Below are 21,034 nucleotides of genomic sequence, written 5' to 3'. Positions count from 1 at the left end.
CCGTCAGATCTTCCCGGCCTCCCGCGGCGGGAGGCCCTGCTCGTCGGCGATCGTGTTCCACAGCGCGACGAACGCCTCCTTGGCCTCCGTCGCGGTGTCGTTGACGTCCTTCAGGGTGTCGGCCGGGTCGGCGCCGTCGCAGGTGCCGCCGTCCTCCAGGAAGTCGAGGGCCGCGGTATTGGCGTCGACCGAGGCCTGGAGCGCCTTTTCGAGCGCGGCCTTCAACTCCTCGCCCTGGGTGAGCGCCGAGGTGTCGAGATCGCCGACGCCCGCGAGCTGCGTCTTGCGCTCCTCCACGACCTCGGTGAAGGCGGACTTCTCCGTCCCGATGTTCGCGCAGGAGTAGGAGACGCCTGCGAGCTTGCCTCGGCTGCCGGCCATGTCGTCCAGCAGGCCGTCGACGGACTCGGCCTGGGCCGCGGCGTCACCGGTGGGGGCGTCGTCGCCGTCTTCGCCGGTGCCGTCTTCACCCGTGCCGCCGTCACCGCCGTCTTCGCCGGCGCCCGCGCCGTCCTTCTCGTCGGACGGGGAGGCCTGCTCGGTGCCCTGGCCGCCGTTGAGCGACAGGTCGATGTCGTTGTCCGAGTCCCGCGAGAAGAACAGGTAGCCGACGACGACCGCCGCGGTGAACAGCGCGGCGGCCAGGCCGGCGGCCAGCGGTCCCCGCCAGCGCGAGCCGCCCTCGTCGGGCAGCCAGTTGCCGTCCTGGTACTGCCGCGGCGCCTCCTCGGGCGCGGGAGGCCGCGGCATTTCCTGCGGGGGCCCGCCCCAGACCTCGGGCCGCCCCGCGCCGCCCCAGCCCGGGTCGGACTGTGCTGGCTGGGCGGACTGTGCTGGCTGGGCGGACTGTGCTGGCTGGGCGGACTGAGCTGGCGGGGAGGGCTGCGGACCTGGCCACGGGGCACCGTAGGCGTCGGCGTGCTGTTCGGTGCGCGGCTCGGGGGACTGCGGCGGCACCACGTCCGGCCAAGGCGCCCGATCCTCCTCGACGGGCTCCGGAGGCCGCCACGACGAACGCACCGCGGGATCGGGCTGCCACGGCTCCGGCGGCCAAGGCTCGGCGGAGATCTGCGGAGTCCAGGGCGCCTCGTCGGCCTGCGGGAGAGGGGCATCGCAGCGGGTGCACCTGCCGAGGGACCCCGGCGTCTCACTCCGGCATTCGGGACACTGCATCGCGGTCGCTCCAGGGGGAGGGGCTCAGACCCGGCGTACGTCGCAGCTCACACTAGCGCCAGCACGCCGGGCATTTCGTCACGCACCGCCTAGAAGTGCTGCCGCTTCGCGAGCCCGTGCGTCGGGGCGACCTTGTTCCACACCGACAGGAAATCGCTCTTGGCGGTGCTGGCCTGCGCGGACAGCGTGTTGCCGCGCTCGTAGTCGGGATCCTTCGTCGGCGTCTTGCCCTTGCAGCCCGTGTGCCGGCCCGCCCACGCCAGGAAGGCGTTGTCGACGTCGAGCGAGAGCTGCATCGAGCGCACCAGCGTCGACCGGAGCTTCGCCTTGTTCGGCAGCTTCCCGATCTTCAGCGCCTGCGCCTTCTGCAGCTGCTCCTGCCGCTGCTGGGCGATCTGCTGCATCGAGGCGACGGCCTCCGGGAGCTGCTTGCACTTCTTGGCGCTCTCCAGCGCCGACCCGAGCTGGGTGCGGCTCTTGGAGCTGGCGTTCAGCAGCGCGTTGACCCGCTTGGCCTGACGCGTCGCGGCGGGATCTGCCGAGGAGCCCGCGGCGACGGTGTCCGAGGTCTTCGTCGGGTTGACGACAGGCTCCGGATCCTCGCCGTTCGTGGTGACGAACAGGACCGCGGCGGCGGCCAGGGCGACCAGCACGGTGACGCCGACGAGCAGCGGCTTCGGCGGGCGTCCCCGGCCCGTGGTCGCCGCGGGCGACCGGTGCGAGCGCGTCATCGGCATGGGGCCCTCGGGGTCCCACAGGGGACGCTCCTCGCGCGGTCCCCAGGACTGCCCGCCCGGCTCGGAGTAAGGGCCGGGCATGGGCGGCGGCGCGTACGGGGCGGACGGTACGGACGGGACGGACGGCGCCGGGGGCGCGGGCGGCGCCTGCGGCCGCGCGGGGGGCGGCTGCACGGCGCTCCGGCCGGGGCCGACGGGCTCGGCGAACCACGAGTCCGGCACGAGCGGCGCGGCGGACTGGGCGGGCTCGGGAGCCTGCGCGGCAGAGGGCGGGGAGGCCGGCGGCGGCAGGGGAGTGCCGCCGGACGGCCCGTCCAGTGCCGGGGTCCACCACTGGGTGGCCTCCCCCGGGTCTTCGGAAGGCGGCGGCGCGGCCGACAGCGCCCCGGGCGGCTGCCCGGCGAACGTCGAGTCGAAGGCCGAGCCGAACCCTGGGCCGGAACCGGAGTTCTCGGACGCGGGCGGATACCCGCCGAACGGTCCTGGCGCGTCGAACGGGCCCCCGGCGAACGGCGTCGCGGGCGACGGGTCGTAGACGGCGGCGGCGAACGTCGAGCCAGGCGGCGGCGTGCCGTCGGACCCGAACCCGGTCGCCCTGCTGTCGATGGCGAAGGTGCTGTCGGTGGGCGGAGGGCCCGGCGGGAAGGAGTCGCCGCCGCCGGGGAAGACCCGCTCCCCGGGTGCGCTACCGTCCGCCGCGTCCGCGCCGTGACCGAACTCGCCGAAGCGCTCTCCCGTCGAAAGGGCTCCCTCGTCCGCGAAACCCGACGCCCCCCGGAACCCGTGCTCGCCGCTGGTCAGCGCACCCGCGCCGGGGAACCCCCCGTCACCCGCCCCACCCGGAAAGCCCGGCTCGCCGGAGAAGCCGGAACCGCCCGCGAACGCGGTCTCGGCCGAGCCCCCGCCGTCCCCCGGGACCCCCCGTCCGCCCGGAAAGCCGGGATCGCTCGGGAAACCCGAGTCACCGGGGAAGGCGTTGTCACCCGGGAAGGCGGAGTCATGGGAGAAGGCCGCGTCGCCCGAAGGGGTGGCCGGGAAGGCGGTGCCGCCCGAGAGGCCCGGCGCGGCGGGGAACCCGGGGTCGCTCGGGAACGAGCCGCCCCCGAACGCGGAATCTCCTGCGAAGCCCTGGTCGCCGAGGCCGCCGGGGTGGTGCGGGCGACTGGAGAACGCGGTGTCCCCCGGGAACTCGCCGTCGCGGAAGCGGTTCGGGTCGCTCGGGAACGCGGTCGCGCCCGGGAACGCGGCGTCGCCGAGCGGCCCGTGGCCGCCCGCGAGGCTCTGGTCGCCGAGGTAGCCGTGCTCGCCCGTGGAACCGGACCCGCCGACGGCACCGGGCCCGCTCGCGAACCCGTGCTCGCCGGAGACGCCGAGATCGCTCGGGAAGGCGCTGTCCCCCGGGAAGCCGGTGCCACCCGAGAAGGAGCTTCCACCCGGGAAGGAGCTGTCACCGGGGAAGCCGGTGTCGCCCGGGAAGGAGCTGCCGCCCGGCACACCCGGTGCGGGGCCGCCGCCGCCGGGGAAGCCGTGGGGGCTCGGGAATCCGGGGTCGCTCGGGTAAGCGGTGTCGCCGGGGAAACCGGTGTCGCCCGGGTGGGCGGTGTCGGCGGGGAATCCGGGCGTGTTGGGGAAGGGATGGTCGGCGGAGGGGGCGGGGTCGGGCACGAAGGGGTTGTCGGCGTAAGGGGGTTCCGCGTACAGCGGAGCCGGGGGGAAGCCCTGGCCGGGTGTGAAGGCGCCGTCGGTGGAGAGGGGCCGGAGCGGGGCGTTCGGGACGAACGGGGTGCCGGGGACGGGAGTGGAGCCCGGCTGGTCCTGCCCGGGTGGGGAGGCCGCGTACTGCGACGGGAGCCGCGGCCCCGCCTCGGGCGCGGTCTCGGGCGTCCCGTACGGCGCCGGGAAGGCCCCGTACGCGGGGGCTCCGGCGCCCGGCGCTCCGTAATGCGGGGGAGGCGGGACCTGGGGTTCCGGCTCGGGTTCCGGCGGCCACTTGTCGAACACCATCGTCTTCTCCGTGCTGCTCGTCGGGGCCGCATAGGCACCGGCCAGAGCAGAGGAGGCACCCGAAGCGGCGGGGAGGGGGGCACCGCAGTGGGCACAAGACGGCTGCCCCTCGGGCGCCTGCACGGCGCAGGACGGACACCGCATGGCGCTCAACCCTTCTTCACGTCGTTACCCGGTGATTCTGCCTTGTCCCTTACGCGAGTAGGGGCGCAAGGAAGATTCCTCGGCACATGTGGCATTTGGCGTGCATGTCTAGCTGGGGCTCACACCACACTGCGGCGTTCGTCACAGTACTGCGAACGGTAGTCGTACCGTAGCTCAGCGTGCGACAGTAGCCGGTTTAACCTTGACGAGACGGGAACGGGCGCGCCAGCCGCTAGGCTCGGCGGGAGTCGGGCTTATAGGGGAAAGAGATTCGATGAGTGATCTTCCGCTGCGGTCGCAGCTGGCGGTCGCCCTCGGGCGGACCGCTTCCCGGATGTCGCGGCTTGCCGGGCGCGGCGACGGTTCGGTGATCGGCGGGAAGATCGGGCTGAAGCTCGACCCCGAACTGCTCACCCGCCTGTCGGCCGACCGCAAGCTCGTCCTGGTCAGCGCAACGAACGGCAAGACCACCACGACCCGTCTGATCGCCAGTGCGATGAGCGGGCTCGGAGAGGTCGCCACCAACGCCTTCGGCGCCAACATGCCGACCGGCCACGTCAGCGCGCTCGCCGCCGCGCCCAACGCGCAGTACGGCGTGCTCGAGTGCGACGAGAAGTACGTGCCGCTGGTCCTGCGCGAGACCCGGGCGAACGTCGTCCTGCTGATGAACCTCAGCCGCGACCAGATGGACCGCGCCGGAGAGATCTGGCAGCTCGCCGGGAAATGGCGCAAGGCCCTCGACGGGGCCGACACCCACGTCGTCGCCAACTGCGACGACCCGCTGGTGACGTGGGGCGCCTCCACCGCGAAGAAGGTCACCTGGGTGGCCGCGGGCCAGCACTGGAAGGAGGACTCCTGGTGCTGCCCCGAGTGCGGCGGGCCGCTCGACCGCGACGGCAGCCACTGGGCGTGCCGCCAGTGCCACTTCGCCCGGCCGAAGCCCGACTGGATCCTGCACGGAGACAGGGTGACGACCCCTGGCGGCAACACCTACTCGCTCGACCTCCAGCTCCCCGGCCGGGCCAACCGCTCCAACGGGGCGATGTCCCTGGCCGTCGTCTCCCTGTTCGGGGTCTCGCCCGAGCAGGCGCTGCCGCTGCTCGGCAAGGTCGCCTCGGTCGCGGGCCGCTACACCACGGTCGCCTACCAGGGCCGTGACATCCGGCTGCTGCTGGCGAAGAACCCGGCGGGCTGGCTGGAGGCGTTCGACGTCCTCGAACCCGCGCCCGGCCCCGTCGTCCTGTCGATCAACGCCCAGGGGCCCGACGGCCGGGACACCTCGTGGCTGTGGGACGTCGACTACCGCGTCCTCAAGGGCCGCCCCGTCTGGGCGACCGGCGAGCGCAGGCTCGACCTCGCGACCCGACTGGAGGCCGCCGAGGTGGACTTCCGCATGGTCGACGACATCGAGCAGGCGGTGCTCGCGGTGCCGCCCGGCAAGCTCGACGTGATCGCCAACTACACCGCCTTCCAGGACATCCGAACGAGGTACGGCCGTGCCCTCTGAGAGCATCAAGATCGTCTGGATCTACCCCGACCTCCTCAGCACCTACGGCGACGGCGGCAACGTCATCGTCCTGGAACGCCGGGCGCGGCTGCGCGGCATCATCCCCCGCACGGTCCGGGTCCGCTCCGACGAAGCGGTCCCGGTCGATGGCGACATCTACCTGCTCGGCGGCGGCGAGGACCGGCCGCAGATCCTCGCGGCGCAGCGGCTGCGCACCGACGGCGGCCTGCACAAGGCCGTCGAGTTCGGCGCGGCGGTGTTCGCGGTCTGCGCCGGCTACCAGCTGCTCGGCCACGAGTTCGGCGGCGAGGAAGGCCAGCCCGTCCCGGGCATCGGCCTGCTCGACATCCGCAGCGGCCGCGGCGAGGTCCGCGCGGTCGGCGAACTGGCGGGCGAGGTCGACCCGGCGCTCGGCGTGCCGATGATCACCGGATTCGAGAACCACCAGGGCGTCACCCACCTGGGCCAGGGCGCCAAGCCGCTGGCCAGGGTCGCGGTCGGCATCGGCAACGGCGACGGCTACGAGGGCGCCTACGCGGGCCGCATCCTCGGCACCTACATGCACGGTCCCGCGCTCGTCCGCAACCCGGCCCTGGCCGACCTCCTGCTGAGCTGGGCCGTCAAGCGCCGCCTCGACCCCATCGACGACAGCTGGGCCGGCCGCCTCCGCGAAGAGCGCCTCCGCGCGGTTCTTCCCGCACCTTCTTGATCGGGCCTCGGGGATCGGGCACTGGAGAACCCGGCTTCGCCGGGGTGCCCGATCCCCGAGGCCGGGGGAAGATGCGGGATCGTCCGCTTCGCCCACGCATACGGGCACTGGAGAGCCCGGCTTCGCCGGGGTGCCCGATCCCCGGGGCCGGGGGAAGATGCGGAGGGTTTCGCCGCGGCCAGGCACGAAATCGGCTCTTCCGGGCGTTGTGCGTTATGAGTCCCTGCGTGGGGCGTGACGTTCGGCGATCCGGGAGGGATGCCATGGAGCGGGAAGGCGACGGCGGCCGGGATCGGTCACCGCAGGCCGAACTGGGCGACGACGACCAGCAGTACCAGACCGAACTCCTGCGCGAGTACGAGGAGGATCCGCCCCGGGACCGGGTCATCTCCGACGAGGACCGGGGCGAGATCGGCATCACCGCCTGGATGCGGCGGGAGAGCCGTGCGGGGGACCGGGCCGACGACGACCGCCCGGCCGAGGAGGCCGCGATCCACGTCGAGGCCCGCGAGCACCACGCCCCCCGCGAAGAGGGGGAGGAGAGGCCCGGTCAGTAGACGAGAGCCTGGGCCCCTTCGGCGATCGCCTCCTCGACGAACGCGGGCGCGCCCGCGATGCGGATGCCTTCCAGCAGGTCGTCCTGGGTGAGGTTCCGGCGGGACGCGCACTGGGTGCACAGGGTCACCCTGCCTCCGGCCCGGACGACGTCCAGGAGATCGGCGACCGGCGTCGCGTGCGGGAGCAGCGGGAAGCGGTCGGCCCCGCCCGGCACGGCGAACCAGGCCGCCTCGCCCGTCAGCCACAGCGACACCGGCACCCCGCTGGCGACCGCGGCCGCGGCGACGGTCAGCGCCTGGTTGGCGGGTTCGGGGGAGTCGGCCCCCACGGTCACTTTGATCACCAGCGAGCGAGTCATGGCCGCAGCCTACTTCGCCGACTTCGGTCGCCCGAAAGCGGAGATCTTTGTGTAATCGGGACGTAAACAATCTTGACCGGTGCACCGGGGATTTGCCGTATGCAGACGCACCGGGCACTCTGTGACTGGTCGCGTGGTATTCGAGAGCCGATAAGGAGTCCACCGATGACCGAGCAGAACGGCCCCCAGTGGCCGTCGCCAGAAGAGCCGGCATCGGCCGACCAGCCCGGCGCCCCGGACCAGGTCGATCCGCCCGTCCGCCCCGCAGGGGAGCGGACCGTCGTCTTCGGCGCGCCGCAGCTGCGGCCGCAGCAGCCCGCGCAGCCGCCGGCGGCCCCGGCCCAGCCCGCGCCTCAGCAGCCGCCCTACGGCCAGCCCGCGCAGCCGCCCGCGGCTCCGCAGTACGGTGCGCCCGCCGAGTCCTACGGCCAGCAGCCGGCGTGGCAGCCGCCCGCCCCGCAGCCGCAGCCCTCCCCGCAGGCCCCGCCGTCCGCGTGGGCCCCGCCCGGCGGCGCCCCCGGCGGCCACCAGCCCCCGGCCTACCAGCCGCCCGCGGAGCAGTACCAGCCCCCCGCGGAGGCCTACCAGCCCCCTGCCGAGCCTTACCAGGCCCCGGCGGAGCCGTTCCAGGCCCCCGCCGAGCCGCGCAGCGCGTTCCCGGCTCCGGCCGAGCCGCAGCAGGGCTACCCGTCGGCGCCCGCCTACGGCAGCCCGCAGCCCGGCGGGTCCGGCGACCGGAACCCCGTCGCCGGGGCTCCTGCGTCGGCCCGGCCCGCGCCGGAGCTCGAAGACCCGTGGGGCACGGCGCCCACCGCGCTGCCGCGGCGCGAGGATCTGCGCCCGCCGGTCGGCGAGGCCCCCGCGACGACCGTCATCCCGGGTCTGGGCACGCCCGCGCCCGAGGCGCCGGCCCCGTCCGGGCAGCCCTACCCCGGTGACATCCCGCTGGTCGTCAACAAGCCGCAGCCGCCGGTCGAGGAGACCGTCCGCGAAGGTGAGCGGCCCTGGGCCGCCGCGGCCCCGCAGGCCGCGGCCGGCGGCGAGACCATCCTGGACTTCGACGCCCGCGCCTACCAGCAGCAGGCCCCCCAGCCCGCGCAGCAGCCTCCGGCCCAGCCCGAGGCGGATCCGGACGCCACCCAGGCCTTCTCCTTCGGCGACCGCCCGCAGGCCCCGGCCCCGCAGCAGGGCCAGCAGGGCCAGCAGCCCCAGCAGGGCCAGCAGCCCCAGCAGGGCCAGCAGCCCCAGTATGGCCAGCAGCCCCAGCAAGGTCAGCAGGGCCAGCAGGGTCAGTACGGCCAGCCCCAGCAGGGCGGCCAGTATGGCCAGCAGCCCTACGGAGGCCAGTACGGCCAGGGCGCCGAGCAGGGCTACGGCCAGCAGCAGGCCCAGCAGGGCGGCTTCGGCCAGCCCTACGGGCAGCAGCAGCCTTACGGCCAGCAGGCCGAGCAGCCGGGCTTCGGCCAGCCGCAGCAGCCCGCTCAGGGCCAGCAGCAGGGTCAGCAGTCCGCCCAGGGGCAGCAGCAGGGCCAGTACGGCCAGCAGCAGCCCTACGGACAGCAGGCGTACGGCCAGCAGCCGCAGCAGTTCGGCGAGCAGGCCTACGGCGGCCAGTACGGCCAGGGCGGCGAGCAGGGCCGGTCCCACCCGCAGCAGCCGCAGCAGTACGGCGAGCAGCAGCAGCCCGCCCAGTCCGGCGAAGAAGAGCCCGCGCGCTCGGACAACAAGATCTGGATCTGGCTCGGCCTGGTCGCCCTGGTCGCCGTCATCGTGATCGCCATCGCCTTCCTCGCGTCGCCCTTCGGCGGCTAGGCCGCGCGGCGCGCCGAACGCAGGCGCCGAAGGCCCCGTAGTGACGGAGCCGCGAAGAGACCCGTATGATCTCCCGTCATACGGGTCTCTTCGTCGTCGCGGGTTCACCCCGCCTTCCTGGAACCTTCCCCCCGGGCCGCCCCGTTCTTCATCCTGAAGCGTTCGCCGCTCCGCCGCGTGAAGGTTGCGCAGGAGGGCCCTTCCCGGTAATGGCGTATTCGCTTTGACCTCGCCGTAGGGGTTGGGTACGCTCTACTTTCGTGCCCGCGGCATCGTGGGTTACGCGTGCGTGCGCTCCGGCGGGTACCTCGAGAAGGACCCCGGGAGCGGCGCGGATCTCTTCCCCCAGGCACGACCGGGTTCCCCTTGGGAACCGGACGGGTCACGGCCGGTGCGACACGCCCGACCGCGGGGGTCGGCAGATCAAGCAAACCGGCAGGTCAGAGGCCCCTCAAAGGTCGCTGATCAGGGTTATGCGCGGACGAGAAATTCCGGGTGTGACTCGCGCATACAAAACAGAGCATGGACAAGCCGTGCTCACCCGGTCGCGGAGACCGGGCCCGGTACGACGAAGGAAGACGGAGAGCGGTGCCCACAATCCAGCAGTTGGTCCGAAAGGGCCGGCAGGACAAGGTGACCAAGACCAAGACGCCCGCGCTGAAGGGAAGCCCCCAGCGCCGCGGCGTCTGCACGCGCGTTTACACGACGACGCCGAAGAAGCCGAACTCGGCTCTGCGCAAGGTCGCCCGTGTCCGCCTGAGCAGTGGCATCGAGGTCACCGCCTACATCCCCGGTGTCGGACACAACCTGCAGGAGCACTCCATCGTGCTGGTGCGCGGCGGTCGTGTGAAGGACCTGCCGGGTGTTCGCTACAAGATCATCCGCGGTTCGCTCGACACCCAGGGTGTCCGCAACCGCAAGCAGGCGCGCAGCCGCTACGGCGCGAAGAAGGAGAAGAGCTAATGCCGCGTAAGGGCCCCGCGGGCAAGCGCGTACTGGTCGCCGACCCGGTGTACAACTCGCCGCTGGTCACCAGCCTGATCAACAAGATCCTGCTGGACGGCAAGCGGTCGATCGCCGAGCGCATCGTGTACAACGCGCTCGAAGGCTGCCGCGAGAAGACCGGCAACGACCCGGTCGTCACCCTCAAGCGCGCGCTCGACAACGTGAAGCCGACCATCGAGGTCAAGTCCCGCCGCGTCGGCGGCGCGACCTACCAGGTCCCGGTCGAGGTCCGGCCGGCGCGCAGCACCACGCTGGCGCTGCGCTGGCTCGTCACCTACTCCCGCGGTCGCCGCGAGAAGACGATGACCGAGCGCCTGATGAACGAGCTCATGGACGCCAGCAATGGCCTCGGAGCCTCGGTCAAGAAGCGCGAGGACACCCACAAGATGGCCGAGTCCAACAAGGCCTTCGCCCACTACCGCTGGTAACAGCGGTCGGCTGAACCCACGAGAGCAAGGACGCGAGCACAATGGCTGCTAAGACCGGTGTAGACCTCTCCAAGGTCCGCAACATCGGGATCATGGCGCACATCGACGCTGGCAAGACCACGACGACTGAGCGCATCCTCTACTACACGGGGATGAGCTACAAGATCGGCGAGGTCCACGACGGCGCGGCCACCACCGACTGGATGGAGCAGGAGCAGGAGCGGGGGATCACCATCACCTCCGCCGCTGTCACCTGCAAGTGGCCTGTCGAGAACGTTGAGCACACGATCAACATCATCGACACCCCGGGTCACGTCGACTTCACCGTCGAGGTGGAGCGTTCGCTGCGCGTTCTGGACGGTGCCGTCACCGTCTTCGACGGCGTGGCCGGCGTCGAGCCGCAGTCCGAGACCGTGTGGCGTCAGGCCGACCGCTACGGCGTTCCGCGTATCTGCTTCGTCAACAAGCTGGACCGGACCGGCGCCGACTTCCACCGCTGCGTCGACATGATCGTGAACCGCCTCAACGCGGTTCCGCTCGTCATGCAGCTGCCGATCGGCGCCGAGTCCGACTTCCTCGGCGTGATCGACCTGGTGCGCATGAAGGCGCTGGTCTGGAACGCCGAGGCCAAGCTGGGCGAGATGTACAACGAGGTCGAGATTCCCGAGGACCTCGCCGACGCCGCCGAGGTGGCGCGTGGCGAGCTCATCGAGACGCTGGCCGAGAACGACGACGAGATCATGGAGATCTACCTCGAGGGCGGCGAGCCCACCATCGAGCAGATCGTCCCCGGCATCCGTCGTGCGACCCTCGCCGCGAAGCTCACCCCGGTGTTCTGCGGTACCGCCTTCAAGAACAAGGGCGTGCAGCCCCTTCTTGACGCCATCGTCCGCTACCTGCCGTCCCCGCTGGACGTCGAGGCGATCGAGGGCCACAAGATGGGCGACGAGGAGACCGTCATCGCGCGCAAGCCGAGCGAGGACGAGCCCTTCTCCGGCCTGGCGTTCAAGATCATGTCGGACCCGCACCTGGGCAAGCTGACCTTCGTCCGCGTGTACTCGGGCGTCCTGGAGTCCGGCTCCTCGGTCCTGAACACCGTTCGGGACAAGAAGGAGCGGATCGGCAAGATCTACCGGATGCACGCGAACAAGCGCGAGGAGATCGACCGCGTGGGCGCGGGCGACATCGTCGCGGTCATGGGCCTCAAGCAGACCACCACCGGTGAGACGCTGGCCGATGACAAGCACCCGGTCGTGCTGGAGTCGATGAGCTTCCCGGCGCCGGTCATCAGCGTCGCCATCGAGCCCAAGACCAAGGCCGACCAGCAGAAGCTGGGCACCGCGATCCAGCGGCTCGCCGAGGAGGACCCGTCCTTCCAGGTGCGCACTGACGAGGAGACCGGCCAGACCGTCATCTCCGGTATGGGCGAGCTCCACCTGGAGATCCTCGTCGACCGGATGAAGCGCGAGTTCAAGGTCGAGGCCAACGTGGGCCGTCCGCAGGTCGCGTACCGCGAGACGATCACGAAGACCGTCGAGAAGGTCGAGTACACCCACAAGAAGCAGACGGGTGGCTCCGGCCAGTTCGGCCGCGTGATCATCACGCTGTCGCCCATCGGCGGCGGCAGCGACGGCTACGAGTTCGAGAACAAGGTCACCGGTGGCCGCATCCCCCGGGAGTACATCCCGTCGGTGGACGCGGGCTGCCAGGAGGCCGCCGAGTTCGGTGTTCTCGCGGGCTACCCGATGGTGGGTGTGAAGGTCACCCTCCTCGACGGTGCCTACCACGAGGTCGACTCCTCGGAAATGGCGTTCAAGGTCGCCGGTTCGATGGCGTTCAAGGAGGCCGCGCGCCGCGCCGGCGCCGCGCTGCTCGAGCCCATGATGGCGGTCGAGGTCACCTGTCCCGAGGACAACCTGGGCGACGTCATCGGCGACCTCAACAGCCGCCGCGGCCAGATCCAGGCCATGGACGAGTCCCACGGCGCCCGGATCGTCAAGGCGCTCGTGCCCCTCTCGGAGATGTTCGGCTACGTGGGTGACCTGCGCAGCAAGACCCAGGGCCGGGCTGTTTTCACCATGCAGTTCGACTCCTACGCCGAGGTTCCCTCGAACGTCGCACAGGAGATCATCGCCAAGGCCAAGGGCGAATAGTCCTAACCGCGGCACCACAAGCCAACAGTCAACTACGTCAGATTCGTAGCGTCGGCCGTCCATGGGCGGACGGTCGGGGATCGCAATACTGAGGAGAACCTCGTGGCGAAGGCCAAGTTCGAGCGGACGAAGCCGCACGTAAACATCGGCACCATCGGTCACATCGACCACGGTAAGACCACTCTTACCGCGGCGATCACCAAGGTGCTGCACGACGCCTACCCGAACCTCAACGCGGCCTCCGCGTTCGAGGACATCGACAAGGCGCCGGAGGAGCGCGAGCGCGGTATCACCATCTCGATCGCGCACGTCGAGTACCAGACCGAGTCCCGGCACTACGCGCACGTCGACTGCCCGGGTCACGCGGACTACGTCAAGAACATGATCACCGGTGCCGCCCAGATGGACGGCGCGATCCTGGTCGTGGCCGCCACCGACGGTCCGATGCCGCAGACCCGCGAGCACGTCCTGCTCGCCCGCCAGGTCGGCGTGCCCTACATCGTCGTCGCCCTGAACAAGTGCGACATGGTGGACGACGAGGAGATCCTGGAGCTCGTCGAGCTCGAGGTCCGCGAGCTGCTCTCCGACCAGGAGTTCCCCGGCGACGACCTGCCGGTCGTGCGGGTCTCCGCCTACCAGGCGCTCCAGGGCGACGAGAAGTGGTCCAAGAGCATCCTCGAGCTCATGCAGGCCGTGGACGACAACGTCCCGCAGCCCGAGCGTGACACCGAGAAGCCCTTCCTCATGCCGATCGAGGACGTCTTCTCGATCACCGGTCGCGGCACCGTCGTCACCGGTCGTATCGAGCGCGGCGTCGTGAACGTCAACGAGGTCGTCGACATCATCGGCATCAAGGAGAAGAGCACCTCCACCACCGTCACCGGTGTCGAGATGTTCCGCAAGCTCCTCGACCAGGGCCAGGCGGGCGACAACGTCGGCCTCCTGCTGCGCGGCATCAAGCGCGAGGACGTCGAGCGCGGCCAGTGTGTCATCAAGCCGGGCACCAACACCCCTCACACCGAGTTCACCGCGCAGGTCTACATCCTGGGCAAGGACGAGGGCGGCCGCCACACCCCGTTCTTCAACAACTACCGTCCGCAGTTCTACTTCCGGACGACCGACGTGACCGGCGTGGTGAACCTCCCCGAGGGCACCGAGATGGTCATGCCGGGCGACAACACCGACATGCGCGTTGAGCTGATCCAGCCCATCGCCATGGAGGAGGGCCTGAAGTTCGCCATCCGTGAGGGTGGCCGGACCGTCGGCGCGGGTCGCGTCGTCAAGATCCTCAAGTAGTACAGCTCACGTATGTGACCGCGGGGGAGTGCCCCGTACTGCGGAAGGTACCCCCGCGGTCACATATCATTGCCCTTGGCCCTTTTTCGGCAGGGGCTCGCCGCGAGTGCGCAAGCACTCGCATTTGACACGTCAGCCCGCCTCTCGCGAGAGCGGGAGGTATAGCGCGGGGAGTCCACACTCCCTCGCTTGAGCAGTAAAGGACACCGGGCAACCATGGCGGGACAGAAGATCCGCATTCGGCTCAAGGCCTACGACCACGAGGTCATCGACAGCTCCGCGAAGAAGATCGTCGAGACCGTCACGCGGACTGGCGCCAAGGTCGCCGGACCGGTGCCGCTGCCGACCGAGAAGAACGTGTACTGCGTCATCCGCTCGCCGCACAAGTACAAGGACAGCCGCGAGCACTTCGAGATGCGCACGCACAAGCGGCTGATCGACATCATCGACCCCACCCCGAAGACGGTTGACTCGCTCATGCGGCTCGACCTCCCCGCGGGCGTGGACATCGAGATCAAGCTCTAAGGAAAACGATGAGCGTCAACAGGAAGGGCGTCCTGGGCGAGAAGCTCGGCATGACCCAGGTTTACGACGATGAGGGCCGGATCGTTCCGGTGACCGTCGTCCTCGCCGGGCCCAATGTCGTGACCCAGGTCCGCTCCGCCGAAAGCGACGGCTACAGCGCCGTGCAGCTCGGCTTCGGGCAGATCGACCCGCGCAAGGTCAACAAGCCGGCCGCCGGCCACTTCGAGAAGGCCGGCGTCACGCCGCGCCGCTACCTCGTCGAGCTCCGCACGGACGACGCCTCCGAGTACACCCTCGGCCAGGAAGTCACCGTCGAGACCTTCGAGGCCGGTCAGAAGATCGACGTGACCGGCACCAGCAAGGGCAAGGGCTTCGCGGGCGTCATGAAGCGCCACGGCTTCTCCGGTCTGGGCGCGGGCCACGGCGTGCAGCGCAAGCACCGTTCGCCGGGCTCCATCGGCGGCTGCGCGACCCCCGGTCGCGTGTTCAAGGGTCTGCGCATGGCCGGCCGCATGGGCTCGGTCCGCAAGACCATCCAGAACCTCACCGTGCACTCCGTGGACGCCGAGAAGAACCTCATCCTGATCAAGGGTGCGGTCCCCGGCCCCAACGGCGGCGTGGTGCTGGTCCGCAACGCCGTGAAGAAGATGGAGACCCAGCCGTGACGAAGGTCAACGTCGAACTGGCCCCCGAGATCTTCGAGGCCAAGGTCAGCGTTCCCCTGATCCACCAGGTCGTGGTCGCGCAGCTCGCCGCCGCTCGGCAGGGCACGCACAAGACCAAGACCCGTGGTGAGGTCCGCGGTGGCGGCAAGAAGCCGTACCGCCAGAAGGGCACCGGCCGCGCCCGCCAGGGTTCGACCCGTGCGCCGCAGTTCGCCGGCGGTGGCGTCGTCCACGGCCCGCAGCCGCGTGACTACACCCAGAAGACGCCGAAGAAGATGAAGGCCGCCGCCCTGCGCGGTGCGCTGAGCGACCGGGCCCGCGCGGGCCAGGTGCACATCGTCGACGGTCTGGTCGAGGGGGACGCCCCCAAGACGAAGCTCGCCGTGAAGGCGCTGCGCGAGGTGACCTCGGCCAAGCGCGTTCTCGTGGTCCTGGACCGTGAGGACGAGCTGACCTGGAAGTCGCTGCGCAACGAGCCCTCCGTGCACGTCATCGTCGCCGACCAGCTGAACACCTACGACGTCATGGTCAATGACGACGTCGTGTTCACCGAGAAGGGCTACGAGGCTTTCGTCGCCCACGCCAAGGGGAGCGACAAGTGAGCAAGATCTACGACCCCCGGGACATCCTTCTCGCGCCGGTCGTGTCCGAGAAGTCCTACGGGCTGCTCGATGAGGGCAAGTACACCTTCATCGTCTCGCCCGACGCCAACAAGGTCCAGATCCGCCAGGCGGTGGAAGAGGTCTTCGGCGTCAAGGTCACGGGCGTCAACACGATCAACCGGCAGGGTAAGCGCAAGCGCACTCGTCACGGCTACGGCAAGCGCAAGGACACCAAGCGCGCGATCGTCAGCCTGGCGGAGGGCGAGCGGATCGACATTTTCGGCCCCCAGGCCTAAGGGCCGGGGTTCCGAACTGGATGGGATGAACGAAAAAGATGGGCATCCGTAAGTACAAGCCGACGACTCCGGGTCGTCGCGGCTCCAGCGTGGCCGACTTCGTCGAGATCACGCGGTCCGAGCCGGAGAAGTCGCTGCTGCGACCGCTCCCCAAGAAGGGCGGCCGTAACAACCACGGCCGCATCACCACCCGGCACCAGGGCGGCGGGCACAAGCGCGCCTACCGTGTGATCGACTTCCGTCGTCACGACAAGGACGGGATCCCGGCCAAGGTCGCGCACATCGAGTACGACCCCAACCGGACCGCGCGCATCGCGCTGCTGCACTACGCGGACGGCGAGAAGCGCTACATCCTCGCCCCGCAGGGCCTGCGTCAGGGCGACGCGGTGGAGAACGGCGCCGGCGCCGACATCAAGCCCGGCAACTGCCTCCCGCTGCGCAACATCCCCGCGGGTACCGTGGTGCACGCCATCGAGCTGCGTCCGGGCGGCGGCGCCAAGCTGGCCCGCTCGGCCGGCTCCGGCGCCCAGCTCCTCGCCAAGGAAGGCACCTACGCGACCCTGCGTATGCCGTCCGGCGAAATGCGCAAGGTCGACGTCCGCTGCCGCGCGACGGTGGGTGAGGTCGGCAACGCCGAACAGTCCAACATCAACTGGGGCAAGGCCGGCCGCATGCGGTGGAAGGGCAAGCGCCCGACCGTCCGCGGTGTCGCCATGAACCCGATCGACCACCCGCACGGTGGTGGTGAGGGCAAGACCTCAGGTGGACGCCACCCGGTCAGCCCGTGGGGCCAGAAGGAAGGCCGGACCCGCAAGCCCGGCAAGCCCAGCGACAAGCTGATCGTCCGTCGTCGCAGCAACAAGAAGCGGTAGGAGTCGTCATGCCACGTAGCCTCAAGAAGGGCCCCTTCGTGGACGACCACCTCATGAAGAAGGTGGACGCTCAGAACGAGAAGGGAACCCACACCGTCATCAAGACGTGGTCGCGGCGCTCCATGATCGTGCCGGAGATGATCGGTCACACGATCGCCGTGCACGACGGCCGCAAGCACGTCCCGGTGTTCGTCTCCGAGTCGATGGTCGGGCACAAGCTGGGCGAGTTCGCGCTCACCCGCACGTTCCGCAGTCACGTCAAGGAAGACCGCCGCAGCCGCCGAGGCTGAAGCACAGCAATCACACGAGAGGAACAGTCATGGAAGCCAGGGCCCAGGCGCGGTTCGTCCGCGTCACGCCCAGGAAGGCCCGCCGTGTGGTGGACCTCATCCGCGGCCTGCCGGCCGCGGAGGCTCAGGCTGTGCTGCGCTTCGCCCCCCAGGCAGCCAGCGAGCCGGTCGGCAAGGTGCTGAACAGCGCCATCGCCAACGCCACCCACAACTTCAACCTGGCGCAGGACACGCTCGTCGTCTCCCGCACCTGGGTTGACGAGGGTCCGACCCTGAAGCGGTTCCGGCCGCGTGCCCAGGGCCGCGCCTACCGCATCAACAAGCGCACCAGCCACATCAGCGTGGTCGTCGAGTCCGTCGAGGACGGCGCGCCGGTCAAGAAGACAAGGAGGGCCCGGTAGTGGGGCAGAAGATCAACCCGCACGGGTTCCGACTCGGTATCACGACCGACTTCAAGAGCCGTTGGTACGCCGACAAGCTCTACAAGGACTACATCAAGGAAGACGTCGCGATCCGTCGCATGCTCACCAAGGGCATGGACCGGGCCGGCATCTCCAAGGTGGAGATCGAGCGCACCCGCGACCGCGTCCGGGTCGACATCCACACCGCCCGGCCGGGCATCGTCATCGGCCGTCGCGGCGCTGAGGCCGACCGCATCCGGGGCGACCTGGAGAAGCTGACCGGCAAGCAGGTCCAGCTGAACATCCTCGAGGTCAAGAACCCCGAGATGGACGCCCAGCTCGTCGCGCAGGGCGTGGCCGAGCAGCTGTCGAGCCGTGTCGCGTTCCGTCGCGCCATGCGCAAGGCGATCCAGTCGACGATGAAGTCCGGCGCCAAGGGCATCAAGGTCCAGTGCTCCGGTCGTCTCGGCGGCGCTGAGATGTCCCGGTCGGAGTTCTACCGCGAGGGCCAGGTGCCGCTGCACACCCTGCGCGCGGACATCGACTACGGCTTCTACGAGGCCCGGACCACCTTCGGCCGCATCGGCGTGAAGGTCTGGATCTACAAGGGTGACGCCGCCCCGACCCGCGCCGAGCGCGAGCAGCGGGCCGCGGCCCAGCGCGCCGGCGCCGGCGCCGGTGGCGGCGACCGTCGCGGCGGTGACCGTCGCGGTGGCCGCGGCGACCGTCCGTCGCGTGGCGGCGCCCGTCGCGGTGGTGGCGAGCGCGCCCCGCGTCAGAACGAGAACACCGCGCCGGCCGCCCCCGAGGCTGCTCCGGCGCCTGAGGGGAGCTGAATTCCATGCTGATCCCTCGCAGGGTCAAGCACCGCAAGCAGCACCACCCGCGTCGCCGTGGCATGGCCAAGGGCGGGACGAAGGTGACGTTCGGCGAGTACGGCATCCAGGCTGTCGAGGGTCACTACGTGACCAACCGGCAGATCGAGTCCGCTCGTATCGCCATGACGCGTCACATCAAGCGTGGCGGCAAGGTCTGGATCAACATCTTCCCGGACCGCCCGCTCACCAAGAAGCCCGCCGAGACCCGCATGGGTTCCGGTAAGGGTTCCCCCGAGTGGTGGATCGCGAACGTCAAGCCCGGTCGGGTGATGTTCGAGCTGTCCTACCCGAACGAAGAGATCGCTCGTGAGGCGCTCACCCGCGCCATCCACAAGCTGCCGATGAAGTGCCGGATCGTGAAGAGGGAGGTGGGCGAGTAATGGCGAACACGGCCGAAGACCTGCGCACCCAGCCCGAGGACGAGCTGGTGACCAAGCTGAAGGAATTCAAGGAGGAGCTTTTCAACCTCCGGTTCCAGGCGGCTACCGGTCAGCTGGAGAACCACGGGCGGCTGCGGACGGTCAAGCGTGAGATCGCCCGCATCTACACCGTGATGCGGGAGCGCGAGCTCGGCATCGTCACCGTTGCCGAGGAGGGCGAGAAGTGAGCGAGACCACCCAGCGCGCGAACCGCAAGGTCCGCGAGGGCCTGGTCGTCAGCGACAAGATGGACAAGACCGTCGTCGTCGCCGTCGAAGACCGCGTCAAGCACCGTCTGTACGGCAAGATCATCCGCCGTACGACCAAGTACAAGGCTCACGATGAGGCCAACGCCTGTGGCGTCGGCGACCGGGTCCGCCTGATGGAGACCCGTCCGCTGTCGGCGTCCAAGCGCTGGCGCGTCATCGAGATCCTGGAGAAGGCCAAGTAACTGGACCTGCGGGGGGCCGAGCTGCCCCGGCCGCCGGGCGTGTCCCGTGCCGCGGCAGCTCCCCGCACTCCCCCTCCCGGGCCGATTCCGGGAGGGCAGCTCCACCAGGCTCCGGCCGAGGCCGGAGAACCGGTGAGAACCAACAGGAGTTAGAAGTGATCCAGCAGGAGTCGCGACTGAAGGTCGCCGACAACACTGGTGCGAAGGAGATCCTTTGCATCCGTGTGCTCGGTGGCTCCGGTCGGCGCTATGCGGGCATCGGCGACATCATCGTCGCCACGGTGAAGGACGCCATCCCCGCGGCCGGTGTCAAGAAGGGCGACGTCGTCAAGGCGGTCGTCGTTCGCACCCGCAAGGAAGTCCGTCGTCCCGACGGTTCCTACATTCGTTTCGACGAGAACGCGGCTGTCCTCATCAAGGATGGCGGGGACCCCCGTGGCACCCGCATCTTCGGCCCGGTCGGCCGCGAGCTGCGCGAGAAGAAGTTCATGCGCATCGTCTCGCTCGCGCCGGAGGTGCTGTAATGAAGATCCGCAAGGGCGACGAGGTCGTCATCATCGCCGGCAAGTCCAAGGGCGCCACCGGCAAGGTCATCGCCGTCGACACCGAGCGCTCGCGCGTCACGGTCGAGGGCGCGAACCTCATCAAGAAGAACACCAAGGTCGACGCCCAGGGCAAGGGCGGCGGGATCGTCACCGTCGAGGCGCCGCTGCACGTCAGCAATGTCGCGCTGGTCGAGGATGGCAAGCCGACTCGCGTGGGCTACACGGTCAACGAAGACGGCAAGAAGGTCCGGATCTCGCGTCGTACCGGCAAGGAGATCTGATCATGACCGAGACTTCCGTCGAGATTCCCCAGCCCCGGCTCAAGCTGCGCTACCGGAGCGAGATCAAGCCGGCGATGCAGGAGCAGTTCAGCTACGCCAACGTCATGCAGATCCCCGGTCTGGTCAAGATCGTGGTGAACATGGGCGTCGGTGAGGCCGCTCGCGACGCCAAGCTGATCGAAGGCGCCGTCAAGGACCTGACCGCCATCACCGGCCAGAAGCCGGCCGTGGCCAAGGCCAAGAAGTCCATCGCGCAGTTCAAGCTGCGTGAGGGCATGCCGATCGGCGCGCACGTCACGCTGCGCGGCGACCGCATGTGGGAGTTCCTCGACCGTCTGCTGTCGCTGGCGCTCCCGCGCATCCGCGACTTCCGGGGCCTCAACCCCAAGCAGTTCGACGGCCGCGGCAACTACACCTTCGGTCTGACCGAGCAGGTCATGTTCCACGAGGTCGACGTCGACAAGGTCGACCGTCAGCGCGGCATGGACATCACCATCGTGACGACCGCCACGAATGACGAAGAGGGCCGGGCGCTTCTCAAGCTCCTCGGCTTCCCGTTCAAGGAGGCCTGAGAATGGCGAAGAAGAGCCTGATCGCCAAGGCTGCCCGCAAGCCGAAGTTCGGCGTGCGCGGCTACACCCGCTGCTCGCGGTGCGGTCGTCCGCACTCGGTCTACCGGAAGTTCGGCCTGTGCCGTGTCTGCTTCCGTGAGATGGCGCACCGGGGCGAGCTGCCCGGCATCACCAAGTCGTCCTGGTAAGGACGGCTGACCGGTCCGGATCCTCCGGGCCAACGGAACATCACGCTGATCGCGTGCCGCGACCGCCGATTCGGTGGTCGCGGCACGGATCGCGTACCGTACGTACAACAAACCGGGCGCCCGACTCTGAGGCGCCCACGACCGCGCTGTAGGTCCGTAGGGTCC

26 protein-coding genes are annotated in these 21,034 nt (G+C 69.9%); 23 read left to right on the top strand and 3 right to left on the bottom strand.

Annotated features, from left to right (window positions below):
• Positions 1-3 precede the first annotated feature (3 nt).
• The gene (locus ACYVOM_RS06295) at positions 4-1,173 is read right to left on the bottom strand and encodes a hypothetical protein (protein WP_460302244.1); all 1,170 of its coding nucleotides are present in this window, start codon (positions 1,171-1,173) and stop codon (positions 4-6) included.
• 89 nt (positions 1,174-1,262) lie between these two features.
• The gene (locus ACYVOM_RS06290; RefSeq protein ID WP_460302243.1) at positions 1,263-3,914 is read right to left on the bottom strand and encodes a hypothetical protein; all 2,652 of its coding nucleotides are present in this window, start codon (positions 3,912-3,914) and stop codon (positions 1,263-1,265) included.
• A gap of 418 nt (positions 3,915-4,332) precedes the next feature.
• On the opposite strand from ACYVOM_RS06290, the gene ACYVOM_RS06285 reads away from it, so the two are divergent.
• The 3 genes from ACYVOM_RS06285 (at position 4,333) to ACYVOM_RS06275 (ending at position 6,831) form a co-directional block, all read left to right on the top strand.
• Entirely contained in the window at positions 4,333-5,565 is a 1,233-nt protein-coding gene (locus ACYVOM_RS06285) for a MurT ligase domain-containing protein (RefSeq protein ID WP_460302242.1), read from the top strand.
• The gene (locus tag ACYVOM_RS06280; RefSeq protein ID WP_460302241.1) at positions 5,555-6,274 is read left to right on the top strand and encodes a type 1 glutamine amidotransferase; all 720 of its coding nucleotides are present in this window, start codon (positions 5,555-5,557) and stop codon (positions 6,272-6,274) included. Before ACYVOM_RS06285 ends, ACYVOM_RS06280 begins: the two co-directional genes overlap by 11 nt.
• 263 nt (positions 6,275-6,537) lie before the next feature.
• A complete protein-coding gene (locus ACYVOM_RS06275; protein ID WP_460302240.1) occupies positions 6,538-6,831 on the top strand; it encodes a hypothetical protein in 294 nt (97 codons plus the stop codon).
• On the opposite strand, the gene ACYVOM_RS06270 is transcribed toward ACYVOM_RS06275, so the two are convergent.
• Positions 6,825-7,190, bottom strand: a complete 366-nt coding sequence (locus tag ACYVOM_RS06270; RefSeq protein WP_460302239.1) for a DsrE family protein — start codon at positions 7,188-7,190, stop codon at positions 6,825-6,827. The genes ACYVOM_RS06275 and ACYVOM_RS06270 overlap by 7 nt on opposite strands.
• 165 nt (positions 7,191-7,355) lie before the next feature.
• Between ACYVOM_RS06270 and ACYVOM_RS06265 the strand changes: the two genes are divergently transcribed.
• From ACYVOM_RS06265 to ACYVOM_RS06170, 20 genes are all read left to right on the top strand, one after another.
• Positions 7,356-9,002 (top strand): hypothetical protein, encoded by a 1,647-nt coding sequence (locus ACYVOM_RS06265; RefSeq protein WP_460302238.1) that lies wholly within the window; start codon positions 7,356-7,358, stop codon positions 9,000-9,002.
• Between the two features lie 588 nt (positions 9,003-9,590).
• Positions 9,591-9,965, top strand: coding sequence for a 30S ribosomal protein S12 (rpsL, locus tag ACYVOM_RS06260; RefSeq protein WP_123669978.1), 375 nt, complete (start codon positions 9,591-9,593; stop codon positions 9,963-9,965).
• Positions 9,965-10,435, top strand: coding sequence for a 30S ribosomal protein S7 (gene rpsG / locus ACYVOM_RS06255; protein WP_460302237.1), 471 nt, complete (start codon positions 9,965-9,967; stop codon positions 10,433-10,435). The genes rpsL and rpsG overlap by 1 nt, the downstream gene beginning before the upstream one ends.
• 41 nt (positions 10,436-10,476) lie before the next feature.
• Positions 10,477-12,588: an elongation factor G gene (gene fusA, locus ACYVOM_RS06250; protein WP_460302236.1), complete on the top strand. Its 2,112-nt coding sequence runs from the start codon at positions 10,477-10,479 to the stop codon at positions 12,586-12,588.
• 102 nt (positions 12,589-12,690) lie between these two features.
• Positions 12,691-13,884, top strand: a complete 1,194-nt coding sequence (gene tuf, locus ACYVOM_RS06245; RefSeq protein ID WP_460302235.1) for an elongation factor Tu — start codon at positions 12,691-12,693, stop codon at positions 13,882-13,884.
• 216 nt (positions 13,885-14,100) lie between these two features.
• Positions 14,101-14,409, top strand: coding sequence for a 30S ribosomal protein S10 (rpsJ, locus tag ACYVOM_RS06240; protein WP_012854632.1), 309 nt, complete (start codon positions 14,101-14,103; stop codon positions 14,407-14,409).
• 8 nt (positions 14,410-14,417) lie between these two features.
• Complete coding sequence (gene rplC / locus ACYVOM_RS06235) at positions 14,418-15,074, top strand: 50S ribosomal protein L3 (RefSeq protein WP_460302234.1); 657 nt, start codon at positions 14,418-14,420, stop codon at positions 15,072-15,074.
• Positions 15,071-15,676, top strand: coding sequence for a 50S ribosomal protein L4 (gene rplD, locus ACYVOM_RS06230; protein WP_460302233.1), 606 nt, complete (start codon positions 15,071-15,073; stop codon positions 15,674-15,676). The genes rplC and rplD overlap by 4 nt, the downstream gene beginning before the upstream one ends.
• The gene (gene rplW, locus ACYVOM_RS06225; protein WP_460302232.1) at positions 15,673-15,972 is read left to right on the top strand and encodes a 50S ribosomal protein L23; all 300 of its coding nucleotides are present in this window, start codon (positions 15,673-15,675) and stop codon (positions 15,970-15,972) included. Before rplD ends, rplW begins: the two co-directional genes overlap by 4 nt.
• 38 nt (positions 15,973-16,010) lie before the next feature.
• A complete protein-coding gene (gene rplB, locus ACYVOM_RS06220) occupies positions 16,011-16,844 on the top strand; it encodes a 50S ribosomal protein L2 (protein WP_460302231.1) in 834 nt (277 codons plus the stop codon).
• 8 nt (positions 16,845-16,852) lie between these two features.
• Positions 16,853-17,134 (top strand): 30S ribosomal protein S19, encoded by a 282-nt coding sequence (gene rpsS / locus ACYVOM_RS06215; protein WP_460302230.1) that lies wholly within the window; start codon positions 16,853-16,855, stop codon positions 17,132-17,134.
• A gap of 29 nt (positions 17,135-17,163) precedes the next feature.
• Positions 17,164-17,535: a 50S ribosomal protein L22 gene (gene rplV, locus ACYVOM_RS06210; protein WP_460302229.1), complete on the top strand. Its 372-nt coding sequence runs from the start codon at positions 17,164-17,166 to the stop codon at positions 17,533-17,535.
• Positions 17,535-18,371, top strand: coding sequence for a 30S ribosomal protein S3 (gene rpsC / locus ACYVOM_RS06205; protein WP_460302228.1), 837 nt, complete (start codon positions 17,535-17,537; stop codon positions 18,369-18,371). The genes rplV and rpsC overlap by 1 nt, the downstream gene beginning before the upstream one ends.
• Positions 18,372-18,376: 5 nt before the next feature.
• The gene (rplP, locus tag ACYVOM_RS06200; protein WP_460302227.1) at positions 18,377-18,793 is read left to right on the top strand and encodes a 50S ribosomal protein L16; all 417 of its coding nucleotides are present in this window, start codon (positions 18,377-18,379) and stop codon (positions 18,791-18,793) included.
• Positions 18,793-19,020 (top strand): 50S ribosomal protein L29, encoded by a 228-nt coding sequence (rpmC, locus tag ACYVOM_RS06195; protein ID WP_230615122.1) that lies wholly within the window; start codon positions 18,793-18,795, stop codon positions 19,018-19,020. Before rplP ends, rpmC begins: the two co-directional genes overlap by 1 nt.
• Positions 19,017-19,283, top strand: coding sequence for a 30S ribosomal protein S17 (rpsQ, locus tag ACYVOM_RS06190; RefSeq protein ID WP_460302226.1), 267 nt, complete (start codon positions 19,017-19,019; stop codon positions 19,281-19,283). Before rpmC ends, rpsQ begins: the two co-directional genes overlap by 4 nt.
• 155 nt (positions 19,284-19,438) lie before the next feature.
• Positions 19,439-19,807 (top strand): 50S ribosomal protein L14, encoded by a 369-nt coding sequence (rplN, locus tag ACYVOM_RS06185; protein ID WP_123669991.1) that lies wholly within the window; start codon positions 19,439-19,441, stop codon positions 19,805-19,807.
• Positions 19,807-20,109: a 50S ribosomal protein L24 gene (rplX, locus tag ACYVOM_RS06180; RefSeq protein WP_460302225.1), complete on the top strand. Its 303-nt coding sequence runs from the start codon at positions 19,807-19,809 to the stop codon at positions 20,107-20,109. The genes rplN and rplX overlap by 1 nt, the downstream gene beginning before the upstream one ends.
• A 2-nt stretch (positions 20,110-20,111) precedes the next feature.
• Positions 20,112-20,681 carry a 50S ribosomal protein L5 gene (gene rplE / locus ACYVOM_RS06175; protein WP_460302224.1) on the top strand — a complete coding sequence of 190 codons (570 nt, stop codon included), beginning with the start codon at positions 20,112-20,114 and terminating at the stop codon, positions 20,679-20,681.
• Positions 20,682-20,683: 2 nt separating this feature from the next.
• Positions 20,684-20,869: a type Z 30S ribosomal protein S14 gene (locus tag ACYVOM_RS06170; protein WP_460302223.1), complete on the top strand. Its 186-nt coding sequence runs from the start codon at positions 20,684-20,686 to the stop codon at positions 20,867-20,869.
• Positions 20,870-21,034: the final 165 nt, after the last annotated feature.

Source organism: Actinocorallia aurea (assembly GCF_054783995.1).
The sequence above is the reverse complement of the archived record's forward strand: the minus strand, read 5'-3'. Positions and strand labels throughout refer to the sequence as shown.